Below are 21,616 nucleotides of genomic sequence, written 5' to 3' on the forward strand. Positions count from 1 at the left end.
GGAAGTGGCGCCCCTGTGGTCGAGCCTCCCTGTTCTTAAGACGCCTCTTTACGTGGAATGGCTGCTCTTCAACGTTCCGGAGCCTGACGCGAGGATGTGTGAAAAAGTACGACGTCCACCGGATGCAAGGGGTTGACCAAGCGGCTCTTTTCCGCGATGGCAGTCACCCTTTTCGTCGTTTTACGGTAGAAAAATGGCGTTCCTGTGCGACTTTGGGGCAAACTTCCGGTTTTTACACACTTGGCCAAGGCATGCCCATGACTCCCGCTTCGTCCGTCGATGAAAAGAGCTTTCGTAACCTGCTGAGCCGAAACGTCGCATTGCCCCTGGGTGTGGGCGTGCTCAGCGCGGTGTTTTTCGTCTGCCTCATCACCTACCTGCTGTCGGTGATCCAGTGGGTTGAGCACACCGATCGGGTTATCAATAACCTCAATGAATCGTCCAAGCTGACCGTGGACCTGGAAACCGGCATGCGTGGCTTCCTGATCACCGGCGACGAGCATTTCCTCGACCCGTATGAAGTGGCCAAGCCGCGCATCATCGCCGACCTGCGTAACCTGCAGGAGCTGGTGGCGGACAACCCGCAGCAGGTGGATCGCCTCAAGCGCCTGGAAGCCCTGCAGGCCGAGTGGAACAACTACGCCCAGTCGATGATAGATATGCAGCGCACCAGCGGTGACTACCGCAGCGCGGTCAAGGCCGGCCGTGGCAAGCGCCTGACCGATGAAATCCGCAAGGAATACGAAGACGCGGTGGCGATGGAGCAGCAGTTCCGCATCACCCGCAACGAACAAGTCACCCGCACCACGGTGATCAGCGTCACCCTGTATTTGGTCTTTGTGCTGGGCTTGAGTGGCTTCCTGGCATATATCGGCCGTAAAAATCTCGTATCTCTATCAGAGAGTTACAGCGCAAACCTCATGTCACAGCAGAAGATTGCGCGACGCCTGGAACAACAAGCCTGGCTGCGTAATGGCCAGACCGAACTGGCCGAGCAGGTGCTCGGCCAACTGACCCTTAATATGCTCGGGCGCAACATCCTTCAATTTTTTGCCCAGTACATGGGCTCGGCGGTTGCCGCGCTGTATGTGCGCGAAGAACACGGCGGTCTCAAGCGCGTGGCCACTTATGGTTTTTCCCGCGAACAGGAACAGCGGGAACAAGCGATCTACAGTGACGAAGGCATTGTCGGCCAGGCTGCCCAGCTCGATCGCCTGATTCGCCTGGATGACGTGCCGGTGGATTACTTCAAGGTCAGCTCCGGTCTGGGTGAAGGGCCTACGCGCAGCGTGCTGGTCATGCCCACCAGTGATGATGACCGCGTCAATGGCGTGGTCGAACTGGGCTTCCTGCGCCCGCTGGAAGAGCGTGACGAAGAGCTCCTGGAGCTGATCGCCGGCAATATCGGCACCTCCATCGAAGCGGCGCGGTACCGCCAGCGCCTGCAGGAAGTGCTGGCCGAAACCCAGCAGCTCAACGAAGAGCTGCAAGTGCAGCAGGAAGAACTCAAGACCGCCAACGAAGAGCTGGAAGAACAGTCGCGCATCCTCAAGGAGTCCCAGGCCCATCTGGAAACCCAACAGGCCGAGCTGGAACAGACCAACGAGCAACTCGCCGAACAGACCGAGACCCTGGCCGAACAACGCGACGCCATGGACCGCAAGAACATCGAGCTCAACCAGGCCCAGCTCGAACTGGAAGAACGCGCCGAAGAATTGCAGCGCTCCAGCAAGTACAAGTCCGAATTCCTCGCCAATATGTCCCACGAGCTGCGCACGCCGCTGAACAGCTCGTTGATCCTGGCCAAGTTGCTGGCCGAGAACCCCCAGGAAAACCTCAGCGCCGAACAGGTCAAGTTTGCCGAGTCGATCTATTCCGCCGGCAATGACCTGCTCAACCTGATCAATGACATCCTGGATATTTCCAAGGTGGAGGCCGGCAAGCTGGAGATGCGCCCGGAAAACTCCAGCGTGGCACGGCTTGTCGACGGCCTGCGCGGCATGTTCGAGCCGCTGGCGGCTGATCGCAAGCTGGGCTTCCAGGTAGAGGTGCAGGAAGGCACGCCGACCATGCTGTTCACCGACCGCCAGCGTTTGGAGCAGATCCTCAAGAACCTGCTGTCCAACGCGGTCAAGTTCACCGAACAGGGCGAGGTCAGCCTGTCGGTGTCGCGAGCATCGGAGGAGGGCATTGCCTTTACGGTACGCGACTCCGGCATCGGCATTGCGCCAGACCAGCAGGAAAGCATCTTCGAAGCCTTCCGCCAGGCCGACGGCACCACCAACCGCCGTTACGGCGGCACCGGCCTGGGCCTGTCGATTTCCCGCGACCTGGCGGCCCTGTTGGGTGGCTATATCAGCGTGACCAGTGCGCCGGGCAAAGGCAGCACCTTTACGCTGGTGCTGCCGGAACATTATGCAGAGCCAGGGGAGGACGCAGCACCGATCGAGCCGCCGCGCCAAGTGGTGGTGGTGCCCGCACCGGCTCCAGCCAAGGTGTCGCCGCTGCCGGTGGCCGATGCCAGCCAGATCCCGCGCTTCGCCGATGACCGCGACAAGGCCCCGTTCACCACACGTTGTATCCTGGTGGTGGAAGACGAACCTAACTTCGCCCGTATCCTGTTCGACCTGGCCCATGAGCTGGGTTACCACTGCCTGGTGGCCCACGGTGCGGACGAAGGCTACAGCCTGGCCGAGGAATATGTGCCCGACGCCATCCTGCTGGACATGCGCCTGCCGGACCATTCCGGGTTGACCGTGCTGCAGCGCCTCAAGGAACACGCCAATACCCGGCACATCCCGGTGCATGTGATTTCCGTGGAAGACCGCGTGGAAGCCGCCATGCACATGGGCGCCATCGGTTATGCGGTCAAACCCACCACCCGCGAAGAGCTCAAGGACGTGTTCGCGCGCCTGGAAGCCAAGCTGACCCAGAAGGTCAAGCGCGTGCTGCTGGTAGAGGATGATGACCTGCAACGCGACAGCATTGCCCGCCTGATCGGCGACGATGACATCGAGATCACCGACGTCGGCTACGCCCAGGCCGCCCTGGACCTGCTGCGCACTAACGTCTATGACTGCATGATCATCGACCTCAAGCTGCCAGACATGCTCGGCAACGAACTGCTCAAGCGCATGGCCACCGAGGACATCTGCTCGTTCCCGCCGGTGATCGTCTATACCGGGCGCAACCTGACCCGCGATGAAGAAGCCGAACTGCGCAAGTATTCGCGCTCGATCATCATCAAGGGCGCCCGCTCGCCGGAGCGCCTGTTGGATGAGGTCACACTCTTTCTGCACAAAGTCGAATCCCAGCTGTCCCATGATCGCCAGAAGATGCTCAAGACCGCCCGCAGCCGCGACAAGGTCTTCGAGGGGCGCAAGATCCTGCTGGTGGACGACGATGTGCGCAACATCTTCGCCCTGACCAGCGCCCTGGAGCACAAAGGCGCGGTGGTGGTCATCGGGCGTAACGGCCGTGAGGCCATCGACAAACTCAATGAAGTCGAAGATATCGACCTGGTGCTGATGGACGTGATGATGCCGGAAATGGATGGTTACGAGGCCACTGCCCTGATCCGCCAGGACCCGCGCTGGAAAAAGCTGCCGATCATCGCGGTGACGGCCAAGGCCATGAAAGACGATCAGGAGCGCTGCCTCGCGGCCGGTTCCAACGATTACCTGGCCAAGCCGATCGACCTGGATCGCCTGTTCTCACTGATTCGCGTGTGGCTACCGAAGATGGAACGCATTTAAGTGGAGCGAAGTTTCTTGGAAAAAAGCAGCGATATTGAGCTGCGCCTGTTGATCGAGGCGATTTACCTCAAGTACAGCTACGACTTCCGGGATTACTCCGGGGCGTCGGTCAAGCGCCGCGTGGCTCATGCCTTGCGCCAGTTTGATTGCGCGACCATTTCCGCCTTGCAGGAGCGCGTGTTGCACGACCCGGCGGCGTTCATGCAGTTGCTGCAGTTCCTGACGATTCCGGTAAGCGAGATGTTTCGCGACCCGTCGCACTTTCTCGCGATCCGCCAGGAAGTGGTGCCGCTGCTCAAGACCTACCCGTCGATCAAGATCTGGATCGCCGGCTGCAGCACCGGCGAGGAGGTGTACTCCATGGCCATCCTGCTGCGCGAGGAGGGGTTGCTGGAGCGTACGATCATCTACGCCACCGATATCAACCCGGCGTCGCTGGACAAGGCCAAGCAGGGGATCTTTTCCCTGGAGAACGTACGCGCCTATACCGCCAACTATCAGCAGGCCGGTGGGCAACGTTCATTTGCCGACTACTACACCGCGGCTTACGATTACGCGATCTTCGATAAAACACTGCGTGAGAATGTGACCTTTGCCGATCACAGCCTGGCAACCGATAGTGTATTCTCGGAAACTCAATTAATTTCGTGCCGTAACGTACTGATTTATTTCAATAAAAAATTGCAGGATCGAGCGTTTGGATTGTTCCATGAGTCGCTGTGTCATCGCGGCTTCCTGGTGCTGGGCAGCAAGGAGACCCTGGATTTCTCCGCGTACAGCAAGCAATTCGAACCGTTGGTCAAACAGGAACGGATCTACCGAAAGCTATGAATCAAGCGGCTGCCAGCCCGGCACAGGTCCGGGGCATAGAGGCTATTGTTATCGGCGCCTCCGCCGGTGGCGTAGAAGCGTTGCTGACGGTATTTGCCCAATTGCCTGCGGACTTCGGCCTGCCCATCATCACCGTGCTGCACCTGCCCGACGAGCGCCGCAGCCAGCTGGCCGAGGTGTTTGATCGCCGCGTCGCCATGCCGGTGGTGGAGGCGCGCGATAAGGAAGTGCTCAAGCCCGGCACGCTGTACTTTGCCGGGCCTGGTTATCACCTGTCGGTGGAGCATGATCGCAGCCTGTCCCTGAGTCAGGAGGACCGCGTGCACCATTCGCGCCCGGCAATCGACTTCCTGTTTGAGTCCGCCGCCGATGCCTACGGCACGGGCTTGCTCGCCATCCTGCTGACCGGCGCCAACCAGGACGGCGCCCGTGGCCTGGCCCACGTCAAGCAGCAGGGCGGAACCACCGTGGTGCAGGAGCCCACTGAAGCACGTGTCGCCGTCATGCCCCGAGCAGCCCTGGCGCTGCACACACCCGACCACATTCTGACGTTGAGCCGCATTGGCTCATTGCTGGCTTCGCTGGAATATTCCCCATGTTAAGTACTGTCCAGGCCAAACTGCTGATCGTCGACGATCTGCCGGAAAACCTGCTCGCCCTCGAAGCGCTGATCAAGCGCGAGGACCGCCAGGTATTCAAGGCCTTGAGCGCCGACGAGGCCTTGTCCCTGTTGCTGGAGCACGAATTCGCCATGGCGATTCTCGACGTGCAGATGCCCGGCATGAACGGGTTCGAGCTGGCCGAACTGATGCGCGGCACCGAGAAAACCAAGAACATCCCGATTGTGTTCGTCAGCGCCGCCGGCCGCGAACTCAATTACGCCTTCAAGGGCTACGAAAGCGGCGCCGTGGACTTCCTGCACAAGCCGCTGGATATCCATGCGGTGAAGAGCAAGGTCAATGTGTTCGTCGACCTGTACCGCCAGAGCAAGGCCATGAAGCTACAGGTCGAAGCCCTGGAGCGCAGCCGTCGCGAGCAGGAACTGCTGCTGACGCGTCTTCAGGCCACCCAGGCCGAGCTGGAGCAGGCGGTGCGCATGCGTGATGACTTCATGTCGATCGTCGCCCACGAAGTGCGTACGCCGCTCAACGGGCTGATCCTCGAAACCCAGTTGCGCAAGATGCACCTGGCCCGCGACAACGCCGCCGCGTTCACCCTGGACAAGATGCACGCCATGGTCGACCGTGACGAACGGCAGATCCAGAGCCTGATCCGCCTGATTGAAGACATGCTCGACGTGTCGCGCATCCGCACCGGCAAACTGTCGATACGCCCGGCGCGGTTTGACCTCACACAGCTTGTCAGCAGCCTGGTGGAGAACTTCGCGCCCCAGGTCGCGGCGGCGGATTCATCCATGACCCTGACTGCCGAAGGCTCCGTGGAGGGTCACTGGGATGAGTTCCGCATTGAGCAAGTGGTCACCAACCTGTTGACCAACGCCTTGCGCTACGGGGCCAAGAGTCCGATAGAAGTGCGCGTGTACAGCGAGCATGACGAAGCCCGCGTAGAAGTGCGCGATCACGGCATTGGTATCAGTGAAGACAACCAGAAGCGTATCTTCCAGCAGTTCGAACGGGTATCGGCCAGCCAGGTTGCGGCCGGCCTGGGCCTGGGGCTGTTCATTTCCGAGCAGATCGTTGCAGCCCATGGCGGCACCATCGAAGTCGAGAGCCGGATAGGCGAGGGCGCCTTGTTCAGGGTGTGCCTGCCCTTGCAGGCGACGGCTTGAATTCAATCGTCACCTCGACGCAACCTCTGCGTGACCCCATGGTCGTAATTGCAGCTATTGACCGGACAAAGGCTTCCCATGAGTGAAGATGCACAAGATGTCGTTCTGATCGTCGAGGACGACGAATCCATTATGTTTGTGTTGGGTGAATACCTGGCCGGCCTGGGCTATCGGGTGTTGAAGGCGATCGACGGGGAGCAGGCTTTCGAAATTCTCGCGACCAAGCCGCACCTGGACCTGATGGTCACGGATTACCGTTTGCCGGGGGGTATCTCCGGTGTGCAGATCGCCGAGCCTGCGCTGCTGCTGAGGCCGGAGCTGAAAGTCATCTTTATCAGCGGTTATCCGCAGGAAATCCTCGACTGCAACAGCCCGATCACACGCAACGCGCCGATCCTGGCCAAGCCGTTTGATCTGGATACCCTGCAGGAACATATCCAGCGCTTGCTGGCCTGAAGCGCAATAGGGCTGCTCGCATGCAGCCCTAATCCCTGATCATTTCTCGGACTTTTGCCGTCAACAGATCAAACGTGAACGGTTTGGTGATCAGTTGCATGCCCGGGTCGAGGAACCCACCCCGCACGGCTGCATGCTCGGCATACCCCGTAATGAACAGAACCTTGAGTTGCGGGCGTATCTGTCGGCCGATTTCCGCCAATTGACGACCATTCATACCGGGCAGGCCAACGTCGCTGATCATCAAATCTATACGCTGTTCCGACTCGATAATGGGCACGGCGGAGTTGGCGTCGACAGCTTCCACAAACCCGTATCCCAGCTCCTTCAGAACCGCGCTGACCAGCACCCGTACGGCCGGGTCGTCTTCGACAATCAGCACGGTTTCACCGGCATTGGCGAACGGCAACAACGCCGGATCCACCACGGCATCGGCGACAACTTCACCGATAAACCGTGGCAGAAACAGGCTCACCGTGGTGCCTTTTCCTACTTCACTATGGATGGTCACATGGCCATGGGACTGGCGGGCGAAGCCATAGATCATCGAGAGCCCAAGGCCGGTGCCCTGGCCGATGGGCTTGGTGGTGAAAAACGGGTCGAACACGCGGCCCATCACACTTTCCGGAATGCCACAGCCGGTGTCGCTGACGCTCAACTCAACGTAGTCACCGGGCTTCAAGGTGCCGTAGGCGGCGGTGAACACGCTGTCGAGATGCCGGTTGGTGGTCTCCACGGACAGGCTGCCGCCACCGGGCATGGCGTCGCGGGCATTGATGACCAGGTTGAGCAGGGCGCTTTCCAATTGGTTGGGATCGGCCTCGGCCGTCCATAGATCAGTCGCCAGACGCATATCCAAGCGAATACTTTCGTTGATGCTGCGTTGCAGCAGCTCCCCCATGGAGGTAACCAGGCGGTTGATCTGCACCGGTTTGGAATCAAGGGATTGACGGCGCGAGAACGCCAGCAGGCGGTGGGTGAGGCCGGCGGCACGGTTGGCCGAGGTCACCCCCAGGTCGATCAAGCTGTCGAGATCGTCCAACTTGCCTCGGGACACACGCCTTCGCAGCAGCTCCAGGCTGCCGATGATGCCGGTGAGCATATTGTTGAAGTCATGGGCGATACCACCGGTCAATTGGCCGACGGCTTCCATTTTTTGTGATTGGCGCAGTGCCTCTTCATTGCTGCGCAGTTGGGCGGTACGTTCCTCGACTTGCTGTTCAAGGGTTTCAAGCGTGCGTTGCAGGCGCAGCTCACTATCGCTCAGGTCGATCAGGCGGTCGCGGGCTTCGTATTGCCGGCGGCGACCGCGCAAGGCGGTGCTCACCAGGCTGATCAGCGTTACCGGGTGGAAGGGGCGCTCCAGGAAGGTCACATTGCCCAGCAGGCCGCTCAGGTGGGATGAGCCATTCTGTTCGGTCCCGCCGTGGTGGGTCATCAACACAATGGGCAAGTCCGACCATGCCGGCTGCTGGTGCAGGTAGGTCAACAGCGGGTCAAGATCCACCCCACGCAGGGCTTCGGCGGCGATGATCAGCAGCCCGGCGCCCTCCTGCAGGGCCTCGCACAATGCCCCAAGGTTGCTGGCGACGATGCCGGCGTACCCGGCTTCATTGAGCATCATCAGCGCCAGCGAGCCATCGCGTCCCATTGGCGCCAATACGATTGCACGCTCGGAGACCGGAATGAGGCCCGTCACACCCCCTCATCCTTGAGCAGCGGGGAGCCGGCGCCCATGTAGGTCGGAATACCGCGCAGGACCCCCTGGAAATTATCCAGCGGTTCGCCAACCGTCATCCCCTGGGCGCCAATCCGGTATTCACGAATAGTGGCTTCATGGCTGCCGGTGCGCTTCTTGATGATCGAGATGGCGCGGCGCACCTTGCCCAATGCTTCGAAGTAGCGCAGCAGAATGACCGTATCGGCCAGATAGGTGATGTCCACAGGCGCCTGCATGTCGCCGACCAGCCCGTGTTGGGCGACGGTCATGAACGTCGCTGCGCCGCGGCGGTTGAGGTAGAGCAGCAACTCGTGCATATGCAGGATCAGCGCATTTTCTTCGGGCATGGCCGCCTGGTAGCCGTTGATGCTGTCGATCACCACCGTCTTGATGCCGCGCTCATCGACACAGCGGCGCACCCGGTGGGAAAACTCGCCCGGAGACAATTCGGCCGCATCCACCTGTTCGATCAACAGGTTACCGGTCGCCTGCAGGGCGGCGAGGTCGATCCCCATGTTTCTCATGCGTTCGAACAGCAGCCCCAGTTCTTCATCGAAGATAAACAACGCGGCTTTCTCGCCCCGCGCCACGGCGGCTGCGGCAAAGATCATTGAGATCAACGACTTGCCGGTACCGGCCGGGCCGAGGATCAGGCTGCTGGAACCGGTCTCGACACCGCCGCCCATCAACGCATCCAGCGCGGCGATGCCGCTGCTCAAGGTCTCGCGCTTGTAGCCGCCACGATGTTCGGCCGCCACCAGGCGCGGGAATACATGAACGCCGTCGCCCATGATGGTGAAGTCGTGAAAGCCGCCCCGGTATTTCTGGCCCCGGTACTTGACCACCCGCACGCGACGGCGCTCGGCACCGTAGTTGGGGGTCAGCTCTTCCAGGCGGATCACGCCATGCGCCACGCTGTGCACGGTTTTATCGAGGGATTCGGTGGTCAGGTCGTCCAGCAACAGCACTGTGGTGTCGTAACGCACGAAATAGTGCTTGATCGCGAGGATCTGCCGACGGTAGCGCAGGGAGCTTTGTGCGAGCAGGCGGATCTCCGAAAGACTGTCGATGACCACACGCTTTGGCTTGACCTTTTCCACCACTTCAAAGATCTGGCGCGTGGCCTCGCCCAGTTCCAGGTCGGAGGAGTACAGCAGGCTCTGCTGGTGGTCGGCGTTGAGCAGGCTTTCCGGCGGCGTCAGTTCGAAGATATGGATATTGTCATCCAGGTCCCAGCCATGGGACTTGGCGCCTTGGCGCAACTCACGCTCGGTTTCCGACAGGGTGATGTACAGCGATCGCTCGCCGTCTCTGGCCCCGGACTGCAGGAAGTGCAGGGCGACCGTGGTTTTACCGGTGCCGGGTTCACCTTCCAGCAGGAACAGGTGACTGCGCGAGAGCCCCCCGGCAAGAATGTCATCAAGACCGTCAATGCCAGTGGCCGCTTTCTCTTCGGGTAATTGCGCTTGGGATGTAGACAAGAAGTGCCCTCAGGTCACATACGAGTAGAGGATGCGCGCCCAAATGGACGCGCCATGTTCTCTTGACCGTAGCAATTTGTGGCGGTTCAACAAATTCCAGTCCGGCCTACAGGCCTTGCTGCAATGCAGGATCGTCCGGATTCTGTTGCTCGAGCTGGGCGAGCAGGACCTGGACGTTCTGCAACTGGCCGCTTTCTTTCCAATAATTGACCAGCAATACCCGGGCTTTGCGATTGGCCGGGTGGCGTTGGATGATCTCTTCGAGTTGGCGCTGCGCAGCCTCCAATTCCTCTTGCGCATGCAACGTCGTCGCGAGGTCGTAGCGGTAATCCTGATTATCCGGCTCCAGCTCCACCGCCTTGGACAGGCCGAGCAGGGCGTAGGGGCGTTCACCATGGTGCAGCAGCCACATGCCCAGCGCATGTTGCAGGTAGGCCGACTCCGGATGCGCGGCCAGCTGGCGTGCCAACAATTGGCGGGACTCCTCGGTCTTGCCTTGCTTGTCCAGCAGCTCGATCTGCGCGACCACGGCTTGCAGGTTATCCGGTTGCAGGCGCATGGCCTGCTCAAGCGCGTTTTGTGCGTCCGGCAGCAGGGCGCTGTGAATGTACAGGCGCGCCAGTTGAATCCAGCCTTCGGCGGTTTCGGGCTGGGCCTTGAGCTTTTTCACAAACTCATCCAGCACCTGCTGCAACGGCCCGAAGTACAGGCCCAGAGTATCGGGAGACAGGCCAAGCAAGGCATTGGCGGCGGCAAACCGTACCTCTTGCTCGGGATCATCCAGCACCGGGCCGAGCAGCAGCGTGCGCTGGCCGGTGGGCACCAGGCCGACAATGCTGTGGATGGCAGCCTCGCGTACCAGCGGTGAGTCACTGGCCAGGTCTTTGTCCGCCAGTTTCAGCGCCTGGGGGCTGGGGTAGTTGGGCAGTTCGGCGTGCAACGCGGCGCGGCGCTCGGGCGACAGATCCGGTCGACCCAGTTGCTGGTACAACACACGCGCCGCACCGGGCTCACCGTTGCGCGCCTGTTTCAAGGCTTTTGAATAACCGTGGGCAATCGCGGGGGGCACGACTGCCGGGGTGGCGCGAGAGAAATACCAGGTGAGCAGCACAATCAACAGCAGGGCGCACAGGCCGACGATGGAATAACGGCGTGACTTTGACATGCAGGCGTCCGAAAGCGAGGGCAGCAAAGCCGTCAGCTTCGGTCAGACCACGACGGGTGTCAAACCCGCGTCAGGTGAGCACGTAGTCCTCCGGCTCCAGGGGTGGCGGCAGGTCGGTTTCACCGAGGGCGGCCAACACTTCGCGTTCCAGGGTGCGCAGGAGGGCATTGCAGGGCAGGTCGTTCTCGTCAAAACCGAACGGGTCCTCCAGGTCATCGCCGATTTCATCGAGGCCGAAGAAGGTGTAGCTGACAATCGCGGTGAACACTGGCGTCAACCATCCCAGCGGCTCGGCCATGGCAAACGGCAGCAAAATGCAGAACAGGTAAATGGTGCGATGCAGCAGCAGGGTATAGGGGAAGGGCAGCGGCGTGCTCTTGATGCGCTCGCAGGACGCCTGCACCTGGCTGAGGCTCACCAGTCGGGTTTCCCATTGTGTGTAGCGCCACTCGCTGATCACACCTTGCTCGGCCAGCACCGAAAACCGGGCGCCCAGCTGTTGCAGCAGGCTGTCGGTGAGGTTGGGGTGATTGGCCTGGACCGTCCCCCACGGCTTGATGGCCCGGGCTTCATCCTCATGGCGCAACCGTGCAACCAGGCCGTGGGAGAAGCCGCACAGGCTGCGCAGCAGGCCAGCACGCTCAGCCGGATCTGTGAGCACCTGGGTTTCGCGGATCAGCGAACGCACATCGATGATCATCTGCCCCAATTGCTTGCGGCCTTCCCACCAGCGGTCATAGCAGGCGTTGTTGCGAAAACTCATGAAAATCGACAACGACAGCCCGAGCAGGGTGAACGGCGTGGCATTGACCTTGGAGAAGTAGGCCGGGTGCAGGGTTTCCACCAGCACGATCACCGAGGCCAGCAGCGTGACCAGCAGGCTGCGCAGGGCGATGCGCTTGGCAATCGAACCCTTGAGCGAGAACAGGATGCCGAGGAGGTTGGGTTTGGGGCGGACTATCATGCAGAGATGGGCTTCTTCAGGTGGCGCAAGCCATCAGGTTAGAAGCAAGCGTCGCAAGCGTCCAATCGCTTGGGCCGACCGGATGATCGGTGGGGTCGATGACTGGCCAAAACAGTCAGGCAGGTTGAAGGCTTTGACCATTGTCGGCGGGCGGCTCTGGCGCGACTATTTCGACGATTCGGACCGTTCAAGGAAACAACAATGCAGATTGAGAACAAGAGCTTCCTGGTCAGCGGGGGCGCATCGGGCTTGGGCGCGGCGACTGCCGAGATGCTGATTGGCGCTGGCGCCAAGGTCATGCTGGTGGACCTGAATGCCGACGCCGTGGCAGCCAAGGCCAGGCAGCTTGGCGACAACGCACGCAGCTGCGTGGCGGATATCAGCCAGGAAGCGGCTGCCGAAGCGGCGGTGGGGGCGACGCTTGCGGCGTTTGGCGGTTTGCATGGGCTGGTGAACTGCGCCGGTGTGGTGCGTGGCGAGAAAATCCTCGGCAAGAAGGGCCCCCATGGGCTGGCGAGCTTTGCCCAGGTGATCAACGTCAACCTGATCGGTAGCTTCAACCTGCTGCGCCTGGCCGCCGCCGCCATCGCCGAAACCGAGGCAAATGCCGATGGCGAACGCGGCGTGATCATCAATACCGCTTCGGTAGCGGCGTTTGACGGGCAGATCGGCCAGGCGGCGTATGCCGCGTCCAAGGGCGCCATTGCCAGCCTTACGCTGCCTGCGGCACGTGAGCTGGCGCGCTTTGGTATTCGCGTGATGACCATCGCCCCCGGCATCTTTGAGACCCCGATGATGGCCGGCATGACGCCGGAAGTGCGCGACTCCCTGGCCGCTGGCGTGCCATTCCCGCCGCGCTTGGGCAAACCCGCCGAATACGCCGCGCTGGTGCGGCACATCATTGAAAACAGCATGCTCAATGGCGAGGTGATCCGTCTCGACGGTGCCTTGCGCATGGCGGCCAAATAAGGAGCAATTCCCATGACCGATCCTATCGTTATCGTCAGCGCTGTGCGCACGCCCATGGGTGGGTTCCAGGGCGACCTCAAGGGCCTGACCGCGCCGCAGTTGGGTTCCGCTGCGATTCGCGCCGCCGTCGAGCGTGCCGGTGTCGCCCCCGACGCCGTGGATGAAGTACTGTTCGGCTGCGTACTGCCCGCAGGCCTCGGCCAGGCACCGGCACGTCAGGCTGCGCTGGGCGCCGGGCTGGACAAGGGCACGCGCTGCACCACCCTCAACAAGATGTGCGGTTCGGGCATGGAGGCCGCGATCCTGGCCCATGATTCACTGCTGGCCGGCAGCGTCGACGTGGTGATTGCGGGTGGCATGGAAAGCATGTCCAACGCGCCGTACCTGCTGGACCGTGCGCGCAGCGGCTACCGCATGGGCCACGGCAAGGTGCTCGATCACATGTTCCTCGACGGCCTCGAAGACGCCTACGACAAGGGCCGCCTGATGGGCACCTTTGCCGAAGACTGCGCCCTGCACAACGGTTTTACCCGCGAGGCCCAGGATGCGTTCGCCATCGCTTCGCTGACCCGGGCGCAAGAAGCTATTACCCATGGCAGCTTTGCCGCAGAAATCGTCCCGGTGCAGGTCACCGTGGGCAAAGAACAGAAAACCATCCTGCATGACGAACAGCCGCCCAAGGCCAAGCTGGACAAGATCACCAGCCTGAAACCGGCCTTCCGTGAAGGCGGCACCGTGACGGCCGCCAACTCCAGCTCGATTTCCGACGGTGCGGCGGCCTTGTTGCTGATGCGCCAGTCCGATGCACAGAAACGTGGCCTCAAGCCTTTGGCGGTGATCCATGGGCATGCGGCGTTCGCCGACCAGCCGGGGTTGTTCCCGGTGGCGCCGGTGGGAGCGATCCGCAAACTGATGAGCAAGACCGGCTGGAGCCTGGGTGAGGTCGATCTGTTCGAAATCAACGAAGCCTTTGCCGTGGTCAGCCTGGTGACCATGAGCAAGCTGGAGATCCCCCATGCCAAGGTGAATGTGCATGGCGGTGCCTGCGCCCTGGGCCATCCGATCGGTGCCTCCGGTGCACGGATCCTGGTGACCTTGCTTTCGGCCCTGCGCCAGAAAGGCCTCAAGCGTGGCGTCGCCGCCATCTGCATCGGCGGCGGTGAAGCCACGGCCATGGCCGTCGAATGCCTGTACTAAGGAACCACCATGCTGCCCAATGAAGAACAACTGCAAATCAGCGACGCCGCCCGGCAATTTGCCCAGGAACGCCTGAAACCCTTTGCCGCCGAGTGGGACCGCGAGCACCGGTTCCCCACGCAAGCCATTGGTGAAATGGCCGAGCTGGGCTTTTTCGGCATGCTGGTGCCGGAACAGTGGGGCGGTTGCGACACCGGTTACCTGGCCTACGCCATGGCGCTGGAAGAAATTGCCGCCGGTGACGGGGCCTGCTCGACCATCATGAGCGTGCACAACTCGGTGGGCTGCGTGCCGATTCTCAAGTTCGGTAACGACCAGCAGAAAGAGCAATTCCTCAAGCCCCTTGCCAGTGGCGCCATGCTCGGCGCGTTTGCATTGACCGAGCCCCAGGCCGGCTCTGATGCCAGTAGCCTGAAGACCCGCGCACGCCTTGAAGGCGACCATTACGTGCTCAATGGCTGCAAACAGTTCATCACCTCCGGGCAGAACGCCGGCGTGGTGATTGTGTTTGCCGTGACCGACCCGGCGGCGGGCAAGCGCGGGATCAGCGCGTTTATCGTGCCAACCGACTCGCCGGGCTACAGCGTGGCGCGGGTTGAGGACAAACTGGGCCAGCATGCCTCCGATACCTGCCAGATCCTGTTTGAGGACGTGAAGGTTCCTGTCGCCAACCGTCTGGGGGAGGAGGGCGAAGGCTACAGGATTGCCCTGGCCAACCTGGAAGGTGGGCGCGTAGGCATTGCCTCGCAATCGGTGGGCATGGCCCGCGCCGCCTTTGAAGCAGCCCGCGACTACGCCCGCGAGCGCGAAAGCTTCGGCAAACCCATCATCGAGCACCAGGCCGTTGCTTTCCGTCTGGCGGACATGGCCACGCAAATCGCGGTTGCCCGGCAAATGGTGCATTACGCCGCTGCACTGCGCGACAGCGGCAAGCCGGCACTGGTGGAAGCCTCGATGGCCAAGCTGTTTGCGTCGGAAATGGCCGAGAAAGTCTGTTCGGCCGCCTTGCAAACCCTGGGCGGTTACGGTTACCTGAGCGACTTCCCTCTGGAGCGGATCTACCGCGACGTGCGGGTCTGCCAGATCTACGAAGGCACCAGCGATATCCAGCGCATGGTCATCTCACGCAATCTCTAAGGAGCCGATACATGAGTTACGAAACCATTTTGCTCGAAGTCCAGGGCCGCGTCGGGCTGATTACCCTCAATCGCCCGCAAGCCTTGAACGCCCTGAACGCGCAACTGGTCAGCGAGTTGAACCAGGCGCTGGACGGCCTGGAGGCCAACCCGGAAATCGGCTGCATCGTGTTGACCGGCTCGAAAAAAGCCTTCGCCGCCGGTGCCGACATCAAGGAAATGGCCGAGCTGACCTACCCGCAGATCTACCTCGACGATCTGTTCAGCGACAGCGACCGCGTGGCCAACCGCCGCAAGCCGATCATCGCCGCCGTCAACGGCTTCGCCCTGGGCGGCGGTTGCGAACTGGCGTTGATGTGCGACTTCATCCTGGCCGGTGACGGCGCCAAGTTCGGCCAGCCGGAAATCAACCTCGGCGTACTGCCGGGCATGGGCGGCACCCAGCGCCTGACCCGTGCGGTGGGCAAGGCCAAGGCCATGGAAATGTGCCTGACCGGGCGCTTTATCGATGCGGTGGAAGCGGAGCGCTGCGGGATCGTCGCGCGTATCGTACCCGCCGATGAACTGCTGGAAGAAGCGCTGAAAGTCGCGACGCTGATTGCCGGCAAGTCGGTGCCGATCAGCATGATGGTCAAGGAAAGCGTGAACCGAGCATTCGAAGTGAGCTTGTCGGAAGGCGTGCGCTTTGAGCGCCGGGTGTTCCATGCGGCGTTCGCCACGCAGGATCAGAAGGAAGGCATGGCGGCATTCGTGGCCAAGCGCGCGCCGGAGTTCAAGGACAAATAACCCGGTGTCAAAGACTGAGTATCAAAGGTGGGAGGGGGCTTGCCCCTCCCACATTGCTAGAGCTGATAGTTCTTCAGCTGCCTGGCAATCACCATCCGCTGAATCTCACTGGTTCCTTCGTAAATCTGCGTGATCCGCGCATCCCGGTAGTAACGCTCCACCGGATAATCCTCCAGGTATCCGTACCCACCGTGAATCTGCATCGCCGATGAGCAAACCTTCTCGGCCATTTCCGAGGCAAACAGCTTGGCCTGGGACGCTTCCGACAAGCAGGGTTTTCCGGCACTGCGCAGCCGTGCGGCGTGCAGGATCAGCAAGCGTGCGGCGTTAAGCTGGGTTTGCATGTCGGCCAGCAAATTGGCCACGCTCTGGTGCTCGATGATTGCCTTGTTGAACTGCACCCGATCACGGGCATAGGCCAACGCTGCGTCAAATGCCGCGCGGGCGATGCCCAATGCCTGGGCGGCGATACCGATGCGGCCACCCTCCAGGTTGGACAGCGCGATGGCCAGGCCTTTGCCACGCTCACCCAGCAGGTTGGCCTCGGGCACGCTGCACTGGTTCAGGGTCACGGCGCAGGTATCGGACGCACGGATGCCCATCTTGTGTTCGGTACGATCCACCACGAATCCCGGGGTTGCGGTGGGCACCAGGAACGCCGAGATGCCTTTCTTGCCCAGGTCGGGATCAGTCACCGCAAATACAATCGCCAGTTTGGCGCGTTTACCATTACTGACGAACTGCTTGGCCCCGTTGATTACCCACTGGCCGTCGCGCAGTTCGGCACGGGTACGCAGGTTGTGCGCTTCGGAACCGGCCTGGGGTTCGGTCAGGCAGAAGCAGCCAATCGCCTGGCCGCTGGCGAGGTCGCCCAGCCAGGTCTGTTTTTGTTCATCTGTGCCGTAGTTGAGAATCGGCCCGCAACCCACTGAATTATGGATACTCATCAGTGCGCCAGTGGCACCGTCACCCGCGGAAATCTCCTCGACGGCGAGGGCATAGGCGACGTAATCGACATAGGTGCCGCCCCATTCTTCCGGCACCACCATGCCCAGCAGGCCCAGTTCGCCCATCTTTGCCACCAGGGCGTCGTCGATCCAGCCGGCTTTCTCCCAGGCTTGGGCGTGCGGTGCGATTTCACCCCGGGCGAAGTCACGCGCCATGTCGCGGATCATTACTTGTTCTTCAGTGTATTCAATGTCTTGCATGGCTTATTTCGCAACCTTCTCGAAGTGATGAAAAAAGCTCTCAACGTGGCTGAGGGCCAGCCCGTGCAGGGTGGGCGGGTTCCAGCGCGGGCTTTTGTCTTTGTCGATGATCAGCGCGCGCACGCCTTCGATCAGGTCGCCGCGCTCGAACCATTGGCGGTCCAGGTGCAGCTCCAAGGCAAAACAGTCTTCCAGGGGCAGGCGCCGGCCGCGGCGCAACATCTCCAACGTAACAGCCATGGCCAGGGGGGAGCGGGTCAGCATCAGGTTAGCGGTGCTCAACGCCCATTCATGGCTGTCGGCCACGGTGACTTGCTGCAATTGTTCAACGATGCTCGGCACATCCGGCAGCGCGAAAAAGTGGTCGATGGCGGGGCGCAGAGCGGCCAACGGCGGATCGGGCAATTGCTGCACGGCCAGTTTGGCGAGCACGCCCTGCAGGTCTTTGAGCGGCGAGTCGTGCCATTGCAGGCGGTCGAGCTTCTGGTCAAGGTCGGCGAGCTTGTGGCTTTCCAGGTACCAATCAGCCAACCCGCAATACAGCGCGTCGGCCGCGCGGATCTGTACCCCGGTCACGCCCAGGTAGACCCCCAATTCGCCGGGGATGCGCGGCAGAAAGTAGCTGCCACCCACGTCAGGGAAATAACCGATGGCCACTTCCGGCATCGCCAGTCGGCTGCGCTCGGTGACTACGCGCAAATCAGCGCCCTGCACCAGGCCCATGCCGCCGCCCAGGACAAACCCGTCCATCAGTGCCACGACTGGCTTGCGGTAGTGGTGGATGGCCAGATCCAGAGCATATTCCTCGACGAAGAAGTCTTGGTGCAGGGTGTCGCCGTTCTTGAAGCTGTCGTACAGAGAACGGATATCGCCACCTGCACAGAAGGCTTTTTCACCGGCACCGCGCAGGACCACGGCATACACCTGCGGATCATCAGCCCATGCCTGCAACTGGGACGTGAGGCTGCGCACCATGCCCAGGGTAATGGCATTCAAGCCGGCGGGGCGATTGAGGGTGAGGTGGCCGATATGGTTGCGGACCTCGGCGAGGACTTCGTCCTGAAGTATCTGGGCGTGGCTTGCTTCGGATGAAACCTGAGCAGTCATCGATAACTCCCTGCTTTTATTGTTCTTTATCAAGATGTTCACGGATGAACCTTCTCGCGATCGTACCAGTGCAAATTTGCCCAGTACAACCTTCAATCCTGCAGGTCGTTTTTGCATTTATGCAGCAAGCGCACGACCGGCTCAGGGTAACCGGCTGGCCAGTGTTTCGCCGATGCTACGGCGCCTGGCGTGGGTTTGCGCCGCGTGGATGAGTTGTTCCAGTTCGCTGGGCTCCACATCGTAGAACTGCTCCATTTGCGCCAGCGCCAGTGTCAAATCAGCGGCGGTAATACCAGGGTCTCGGTCGGCCCTGGGGGTGAACGGTAGCGGTGCCGGTGCTTCCACCGCGCCTTTGGGATAACGCGTGCGCGTGGCGTTGTTATACGCCAGTGCGCAGGCCAGCAGCGCACCGGCGCCGAGCAATACCGCACCCAGCTCATACCAGCCCAGGGCGGCGGACGCCGGGTCTGCCAGGACCAGCGTCATGGCCAGGCCACCGGCGGGCGGGTGCAGGCAGCGCAACCAGCACATCAGTATTACGGTCATGCCGGCCGCCAGGCAGGCGCCGCCCAGGGACGGGCCGAGGACACGGGTGACCAGCAAGGCAATCACGCCTGCGCACAGGTAGCTGCCGATAATCGACCAAGGTTGCGCCAAGGCACCCGATGACACGGCGAACAACAGGACGGCCGACGCACCCAGCGGGCCAAGCAGGTGCAACGCGACATCCATGCCAAACACCTGGGAGCACAACCAGACGCTGAACAAGGTGCCAAGGGCCATGCCGATCGCGGCACGGCTCCATTCGGTGGGGCGGGTATTGATAGCAGCGGGGAACCAGCGAGCGAGCATTGGGAGGCAGTCCATAAACAGCGGGCAAAAAAAAGGCTTGTCTGGTTGCCCGGAAAAGCCCTTTGAAAGTTCCAACATTTGGGGGAAGGAACCCATGCAGTGTGCCGCGCGTGGAGCAGAGGCGCCAATGCATATTAATGAGGGTTGAATGCAAAAATAATGAATTGGAATACGGTCATACTACTATCGAGCAGCAGACTTTACCCAGCACTCGATTACTGGACTCTTCATCGAAAAAACGCTTGCGCAGGTTCTCCTGCAAACCGGGTTCACTGGCCAGCGGGCCTTTCAACGCCACCAATGCGTCGCGCAACCCCATCAGCCGGTCCAGCGGTGGCAGGGGAATATAGCCGACATGCACTTCGGTGCTGGTCAAGGCTGGGTTATCAAGCGAAGCATCATCTGGCACGGCGTTGTCCTCTCGTCCTTGTGGTCACCCATGACCTGTGGCGGTACATGAATACCGCACCCGGCAAGCGAGTTTACCGTCGGGTTTTGGACGCAGGAAAGAGAAACGGCACCAGTTATTACGTAAAGCTGCGTGGGAATTTTCCGCGCCGGCAGCGCCGGCGCAGACTCAAGGTTGCGCAGGTTTGGCCAGGTGCAGCAGCACGTAAGGGTTGCGGTCGAATTCGCCGGTCAGGGTCGGCGTGATGGAACGAAAGCGCGGGTCTTGCAAGCCTTCGTAATCCACTTGGCTCATCACCAGCCAGGCGGGTCCCTGGAGTGGCTTGAGGTCGGCGGCTTGCTGAGTGAACAACGGCACTTGGTCGCAATCGAGGTTGACCATGTACTTGATGGCCTTGGCGTCTTTGCCCAAGCCATGCAGCACCACCGGCGCGCGTTGCTGCATCACCTGCTCATGAACCCGTAAGGTAAAGGTGCGGGTGTCGTAGATACTGCGCTCCAGCGGCTCGACCACCAGGATATAGGAGGCCCACACTGCCAGCACCGCGGCAAAGGCCGGCCCGACCGGACGCAGGCGGCTCTTGAAGAGTGTCACCAAGGCCAGCACCTGCAGGCCGCCCAGCACGCCCAACATCCAGCCGAGATGGCTCAACTGCTCAGGGTAGCGCGGTCGTGCCAACAGCAGGCCGACGATCAACAGCGTCGGCAACAACGTCCAGATCCCCAGCATCAGCCCACGCAGCCCGGCGAAGAGCCGTCCGTGTGCGACCTGGAACGGGTATGCCGCAATGATCGCCGCCATGGGCAACATCGGCAGCACGTAACGTGCTTTTTTCGCCTGGGGAATCGACAGGCCGACCATCACCAGCAAGCCGGCGGCGGCGCAATACCACACCAACTGCAATGCCGGTCCCGGCGCGCGGCGCCCGCTGAGCACCATGGCCAGCAGTACCAGCAGCGCCATCGGATACGCCAAGGCGTAATTGCCCAGCGAACTGGTGAAGTAGTACAGCATGCCGCTCGAACCTTCGCTGCCATCCATGCGGCCGAGGAACTGCATGCGGATCACGTCCTGCATGAAGCTTTCGCCACCGCTCAACTTGGCCATCAGCAGCAACAGGCCCACGCATGCCACCAGCAATGCCAGCGCCAGCAAGCCGAAACTGAACAACTGGCGCCATTGCCGGTTGATGAGGTAGTAGCTGCAGAGCACGCCCGTAGGAATCACCAGGCCAATCGGCCCACGCACGGCAAAGCCCAGGATCAGCAGCAGGTACAGCCAATGCAGGCGTTTAGCGGACCCGAAGTGATCATGGGCGTAACCCAGGTAAAACACCGCCAGGGCGATGGCAGCCAGCATTTGGTCGAGGGACACCGCACGGGTTTCGCTGATGAAGTTGCTGCTCAACAACAGGAGCGCAATGCTCAGCAGCCCCCAGCGCTGGGAGTAGGGCGCCGTCAGGCGATACACCAAGGTGACGATAAACGCCGAGGCGATCGCCGTGGGCAACCAGGCCGTGAGGCTGGTGACCTGGCCCAGGGGCAGTGAAACCAGCCAGGTCAACAGTGTCGAGGTGGCCAGGTAATCCGCATAAGGCTGCCCATAGGTGGTGGGGAAGACGCTGGGGCCATGACGCAGCATTTCCTGGGCAAACAACACAAAGCGCGAGTCGAAACCGATGATTGCCTGGTGCCAGTTGCCAGCGATAAACAGCAACAACGCCAGCAATCCCAAACCAAGGGATTGGCGGCTGATCGTTGCATTCAGCGGGGACGGTTGAGCTTTGTTCAC

At 61.3% G+C, this 21,616-nt stretch carries 18 protein-coding genes; 9 read left to right on the forward strand and 9 right to left on the reverse strand.

Annotated elements, in window-relative coordinates:
* The first annotated feature begins 257 nt into the window (after positions 1-257).
* The 5 genes from K5K89_RS15940 to K5K89_RS15960 all read left to right on the forward strand — a co-directional run bounded on the left by K5K89_RS15940 (position 258) and on the right by K5K89_RS15960 (position 6,831).
* On the forward strand, positions 258-3,755 hold the full coding sequence (locus K5K89_RS15940) for a response regulator (protein WP_222539761.1): 3,498 nt from the start codon (positions 258-260) through the stop codon (positions 3,753-3,755).
* Positions 3,756-4,586, forward strand: coding sequence for a CheR family methyltransferase (locus K5K89_RS15945; RefSeq protein WP_371322019.1), 831 nt, complete (start codon positions 3,756-3,758; stop codon positions 4,584-4,586). It abuts the gene before it with no gap.
* Positions 4,583-5,188, forward strand: coding sequence for a chemotaxis protein CheB (locus K5K89_RS15950; RefSeq protein ID WP_071488287.1), 606 nt, complete (start codon positions 4,583-4,585; stop codon positions 5,186-5,188). Before K5K89_RS15945 ends, K5K89_RS15950 begins: the two co-directional genes overlap by 4 nt.
* The gene (locus tag K5K89_RS15955; RefSeq protein WP_071488288.1) at positions 5,182-6,375 is read left to right on the forward strand and encodes a hybrid sensor histidine kinase/response regulator; all 1,194 of its coding nucleotides are present in this window, start codon (positions 5,182-5,184) and stop codon (positions 6,373-6,375) included. The genes K5K89_RS15950 and K5K89_RS15955 overlap by 7 nt, the downstream gene beginning before the upstream one ends.
* 78 nt (positions 6,376-6,453) lie before the next feature.
* A complete protein-coding gene (locus K5K89_RS15960) occupies positions 6,454-6,831 on the forward strand; it encodes a response regulator (protein WP_071488289.1) in 378 nt (125 codons plus the stop codon).
* A gap of 28 nt (positions 6,832-6,859) precedes the next feature.
* Here K5K89_RS15960 and K5K89_RS15965 read toward each other — a convergent pair whose 3' ends face one another.
* From K5K89_RS15965 to K5K89_RS15980, 4 genes are all read right to left on the reverse strand, one after another.
* On the reverse strand, positions 6,860-8,530 hold the full coding sequence (locus K5K89_RS15965; RefSeq protein WP_222539762.1) for an ATP-binding protein: 1,671 nt from the start codon (positions 8,528-8,530) through the stop codon (positions 6,860-6,862).
* Positions 8,527-10,032, reverse strand: a complete 1,506-nt coding sequence (locus K5K89_RS15970; RefSeq protein ID WP_071488291.1) for an ATPase domain-containing protein — start codon at positions 10,030-10,032, stop codon at positions 8,527-8,529. The genes K5K89_RS15965 and K5K89_RS15970 overlap by 4 nt, the downstream gene beginning before the upstream one ends.
* A 106-nt stretch (positions 10,033-10,138) precedes the next feature.
* Positions 10,139-11,197: a tetratricopeptide repeat protein gene (locus K5K89_RS15975; RefSeq protein ID WP_071488292.1), complete on the reverse strand. Its 1,059-nt coding sequence runs from the start codon at positions 11,195-11,197 to the stop codon at positions 10,139-10,141.
* Positions 11,198-11,267: 70 nt separating this feature from the next.
* On the reverse strand, positions 11,268-12,161 hold the full coding sequence (locus K5K89_RS15980; protein ID WP_222539763.1) for a bestrophin family protein: 894 nt from the start codon (positions 12,159-12,161) through the stop codon (positions 11,268-11,270).
* Between the two features lie 201 nt (positions 12,162-12,362).
* On the opposite strand from K5K89_RS15980, the gene K5K89_RS15985 reads away from it, so the two are divergent.
* Genes K5K89_RS15985 through K5K89_RS16000 form a run of 4 tightly spaced genes read left to right on the forward strand, consistent with a single transcriptional unit; the run spans position 12,363 to position 16,249 of the window.
* A complete protein-coding gene (locus K5K89_RS15985) occupies positions 12,363-13,130 on the forward strand; it encodes an SDR family NAD(P)-dependent oxidoreductase (protein ID WP_222539764.1) in 768 nt (255 codons plus the stop codon).
* A 12-nt stretch (positions 13,131-13,142) separates the two neighbouring features.
* Positions 13,143-14,327, forward strand: a complete 1,185-nt coding sequence (locus tag K5K89_RS15990; protein WP_409996272.1) for an acetyl-CoA C-acyltransferase — start codon at positions 13,143-13,145, stop codon at positions 14,325-14,327.
* Between the two features lie 9 nt (positions 14,328-14,336).
* A complete protein-coding gene (locus K5K89_RS15995) occupies positions 14,337-15,464 on the forward strand; it encodes an acyl-CoA dehydrogenase (RefSeq protein ID WP_071488296.1) in 1,128 nt (375 codons plus the stop codon).
* Between the two features lie 11 nt (positions 15,465-15,475).
* Positions 15,476-16,249: an enoyl-CoA hydratase gene (locus K5K89_RS16000; protein WP_017738134.1), complete on the forward strand. Its 774-nt coding sequence runs from the start codon at positions 15,476-15,478 to the stop codon at positions 16,247-16,249.
* Between the two features lie 56 nt (positions 16,250-16,305).
* Here K5K89_RS16000 and K5K89_RS16005 read toward each other — a convergent pair whose 3' ends face one another.
* The 5 genes from K5K89_RS16005 to K5K89_RS16025 all read right to left on the reverse strand — a co-directional run bounded on the left by K5K89_RS16005 (position 16,306) and on the right by K5K89_RS16025 (position 21,616).
* Positions 16,306-17,457: an acyl-CoA dehydrogenase family protein gene (locus K5K89_RS16005; RefSeq protein WP_222539765.1), complete on the reverse strand. Its 1,152-nt coding sequence runs from the start codon at positions 17,455-17,457 to the stop codon at positions 16,306-16,308.
* 3 nt (positions 17,458-17,460) lie between these two features.
* The gene (locus K5K89_RS16010; RefSeq protein ID WP_222539766.1) at positions 17,461-18,564 is read right to left on the reverse strand and encodes an enoyl-CoA hydratase/isomerase family protein; all 1,104 of its coding nucleotides are present in this window, start codon (positions 18,562-18,564) and stop codon (positions 17,461-17,463) included.
* A 141-nt stretch (positions 18,565-18,705) separates the two neighbouring features.
* Entirely contained in the window at positions 18,706-19,416 is a 711-nt protein-coding gene (locus tag K5K89_RS16015; protein ID WP_222539767.1) for an HPP family protein, read from the reverse strand.
* Positions 19,417-19,591: 175 nt separating this feature from the next.
* Complete coding sequence (locus tag K5K89_RS16020) at positions 19,592-19,825, reverse strand: type VI secretion system contractile sheath small subunit (protein ID WP_130898151.1); 234 nt, start codon at positions 19,823-19,825, stop codon at positions 19,592-19,594.
* A 168-nt stretch (positions 19,826-19,993) separates the two neighbouring features.
* Positions 19,994-21,616: an ArnT family glycosyltransferase gene (locus K5K89_RS16025; RefSeq protein ID WP_222539768.1), complete on the reverse strand. Its 1,623-nt coding sequence runs from the start codon at positions 21,614-21,616 to the stop codon at positions 19,994-19,996.

Origin of the sequence: Pseudomonas sp. DR208 (assembly GCF_019823005.1) — a bacterium.
Classification (GTDB): domain Bacteria; phylum Pseudomonadota; class Gammaproteobacteria; order Pseudomonadales; family Pseudomonadaceae; genus Aquipseudomonas; species Aquipseudomonas extremorientalis.

Excerpts from the sequence above, each read along its gene's own strand:
- K5K89_RS16005 (WP_222539765.1), bottom strand. The coding sequence starts at position 17,457 with ATGCAAGACATTGAATACACTGAAGAACAAGTAATGATCCGCGACATG.
- K5K89_RS15995 (WP_071488296.1), top strand. The coding sequence starts at position 14,337 with ATGCTGCCCAATGAAGAACAACTGCAAATCAGCGACGCCGCCCGGCAA.
- K5K89_RS15940 (WP_222539761.1), top strand. The coding sequence starts at position 258 with ATGACTCCCGCTTCGTCCGTCGATGAAAAGAGCTTTCGTAACCTGCTG.
- K5K89_RS15955 (WP_071488288.1), top strand. The coding sequence starts at position 5,182 with ATGTTAAGTACTGTCCAGGCCAAACTGCTGATCGTCGACGATCTGCCG.
- K5K89_RS15985 (WP_222539764.1), top strand. The coding sequence starts at position 12,363 with ATGCAGATTGAGAACAAGAGCTTCCTGGTCAGCGGGGGCGCATCGGGC.
- K5K89_RS15975 (WP_071488292.1), bottom strand. The coding sequence starts at position 11,197 with ATGTCAAAGTCACGCCGTTATTCCATCGTCGGCCTGTGCGCCCTGCTG.
- K5K89_RS15980 (WP_222539763.1), bottom strand. The coding sequence starts at position 12,161 with ATGATAGTCCGCCCCAAACCCAACCTCCTCGGCATCCTGTTCTCGCTC.
- K5K89_RS16010 (WP_222539766.1), bottom strand. The coding sequence starts at position 18,564 with ATGACTGCTCAGGTTTCATCCGAAGCAAGCCACGCCCAGATACTTCAG.
- K5K89_RS15960 (WP_071488289.1), top strand. The coding sequence starts at position 6,454 with ATGAGTGAAGATGCACAAGATGTCGTTCTGATCGTCGAGGACGACGAA.
- K5K89_RS15950 (WP_071488287.1), top strand. The coding sequence starts at position 4,583 with ATGAATCAAGCGGCTGCCAGCCCGGCACAGGTCCGGGGCATAGAGGCT.
- K5K89_RS16000 (WP_017738134.1), top strand. The coding sequence starts at position 15,476 with ATGAGTTACGAAACCATTTTGCTCGAAGTCCAGGGCCGCGTCGGGCTG.
- K5K89_RS16015 (WP_222539767.1), bottom strand. The coding sequence starts at position 19,416 with ATGCTCGCTCGCTGGTTCCCCGCTGCTATCAATACCCGCCCCACCGAA.
- K5K89_RS15990 (WP_409996272.1), top strand. The coding sequence starts at position 13,143 with ATGACCGATCCTATCGTTATCGTCAGCGCTGTGCGCACGCCCATGGGT.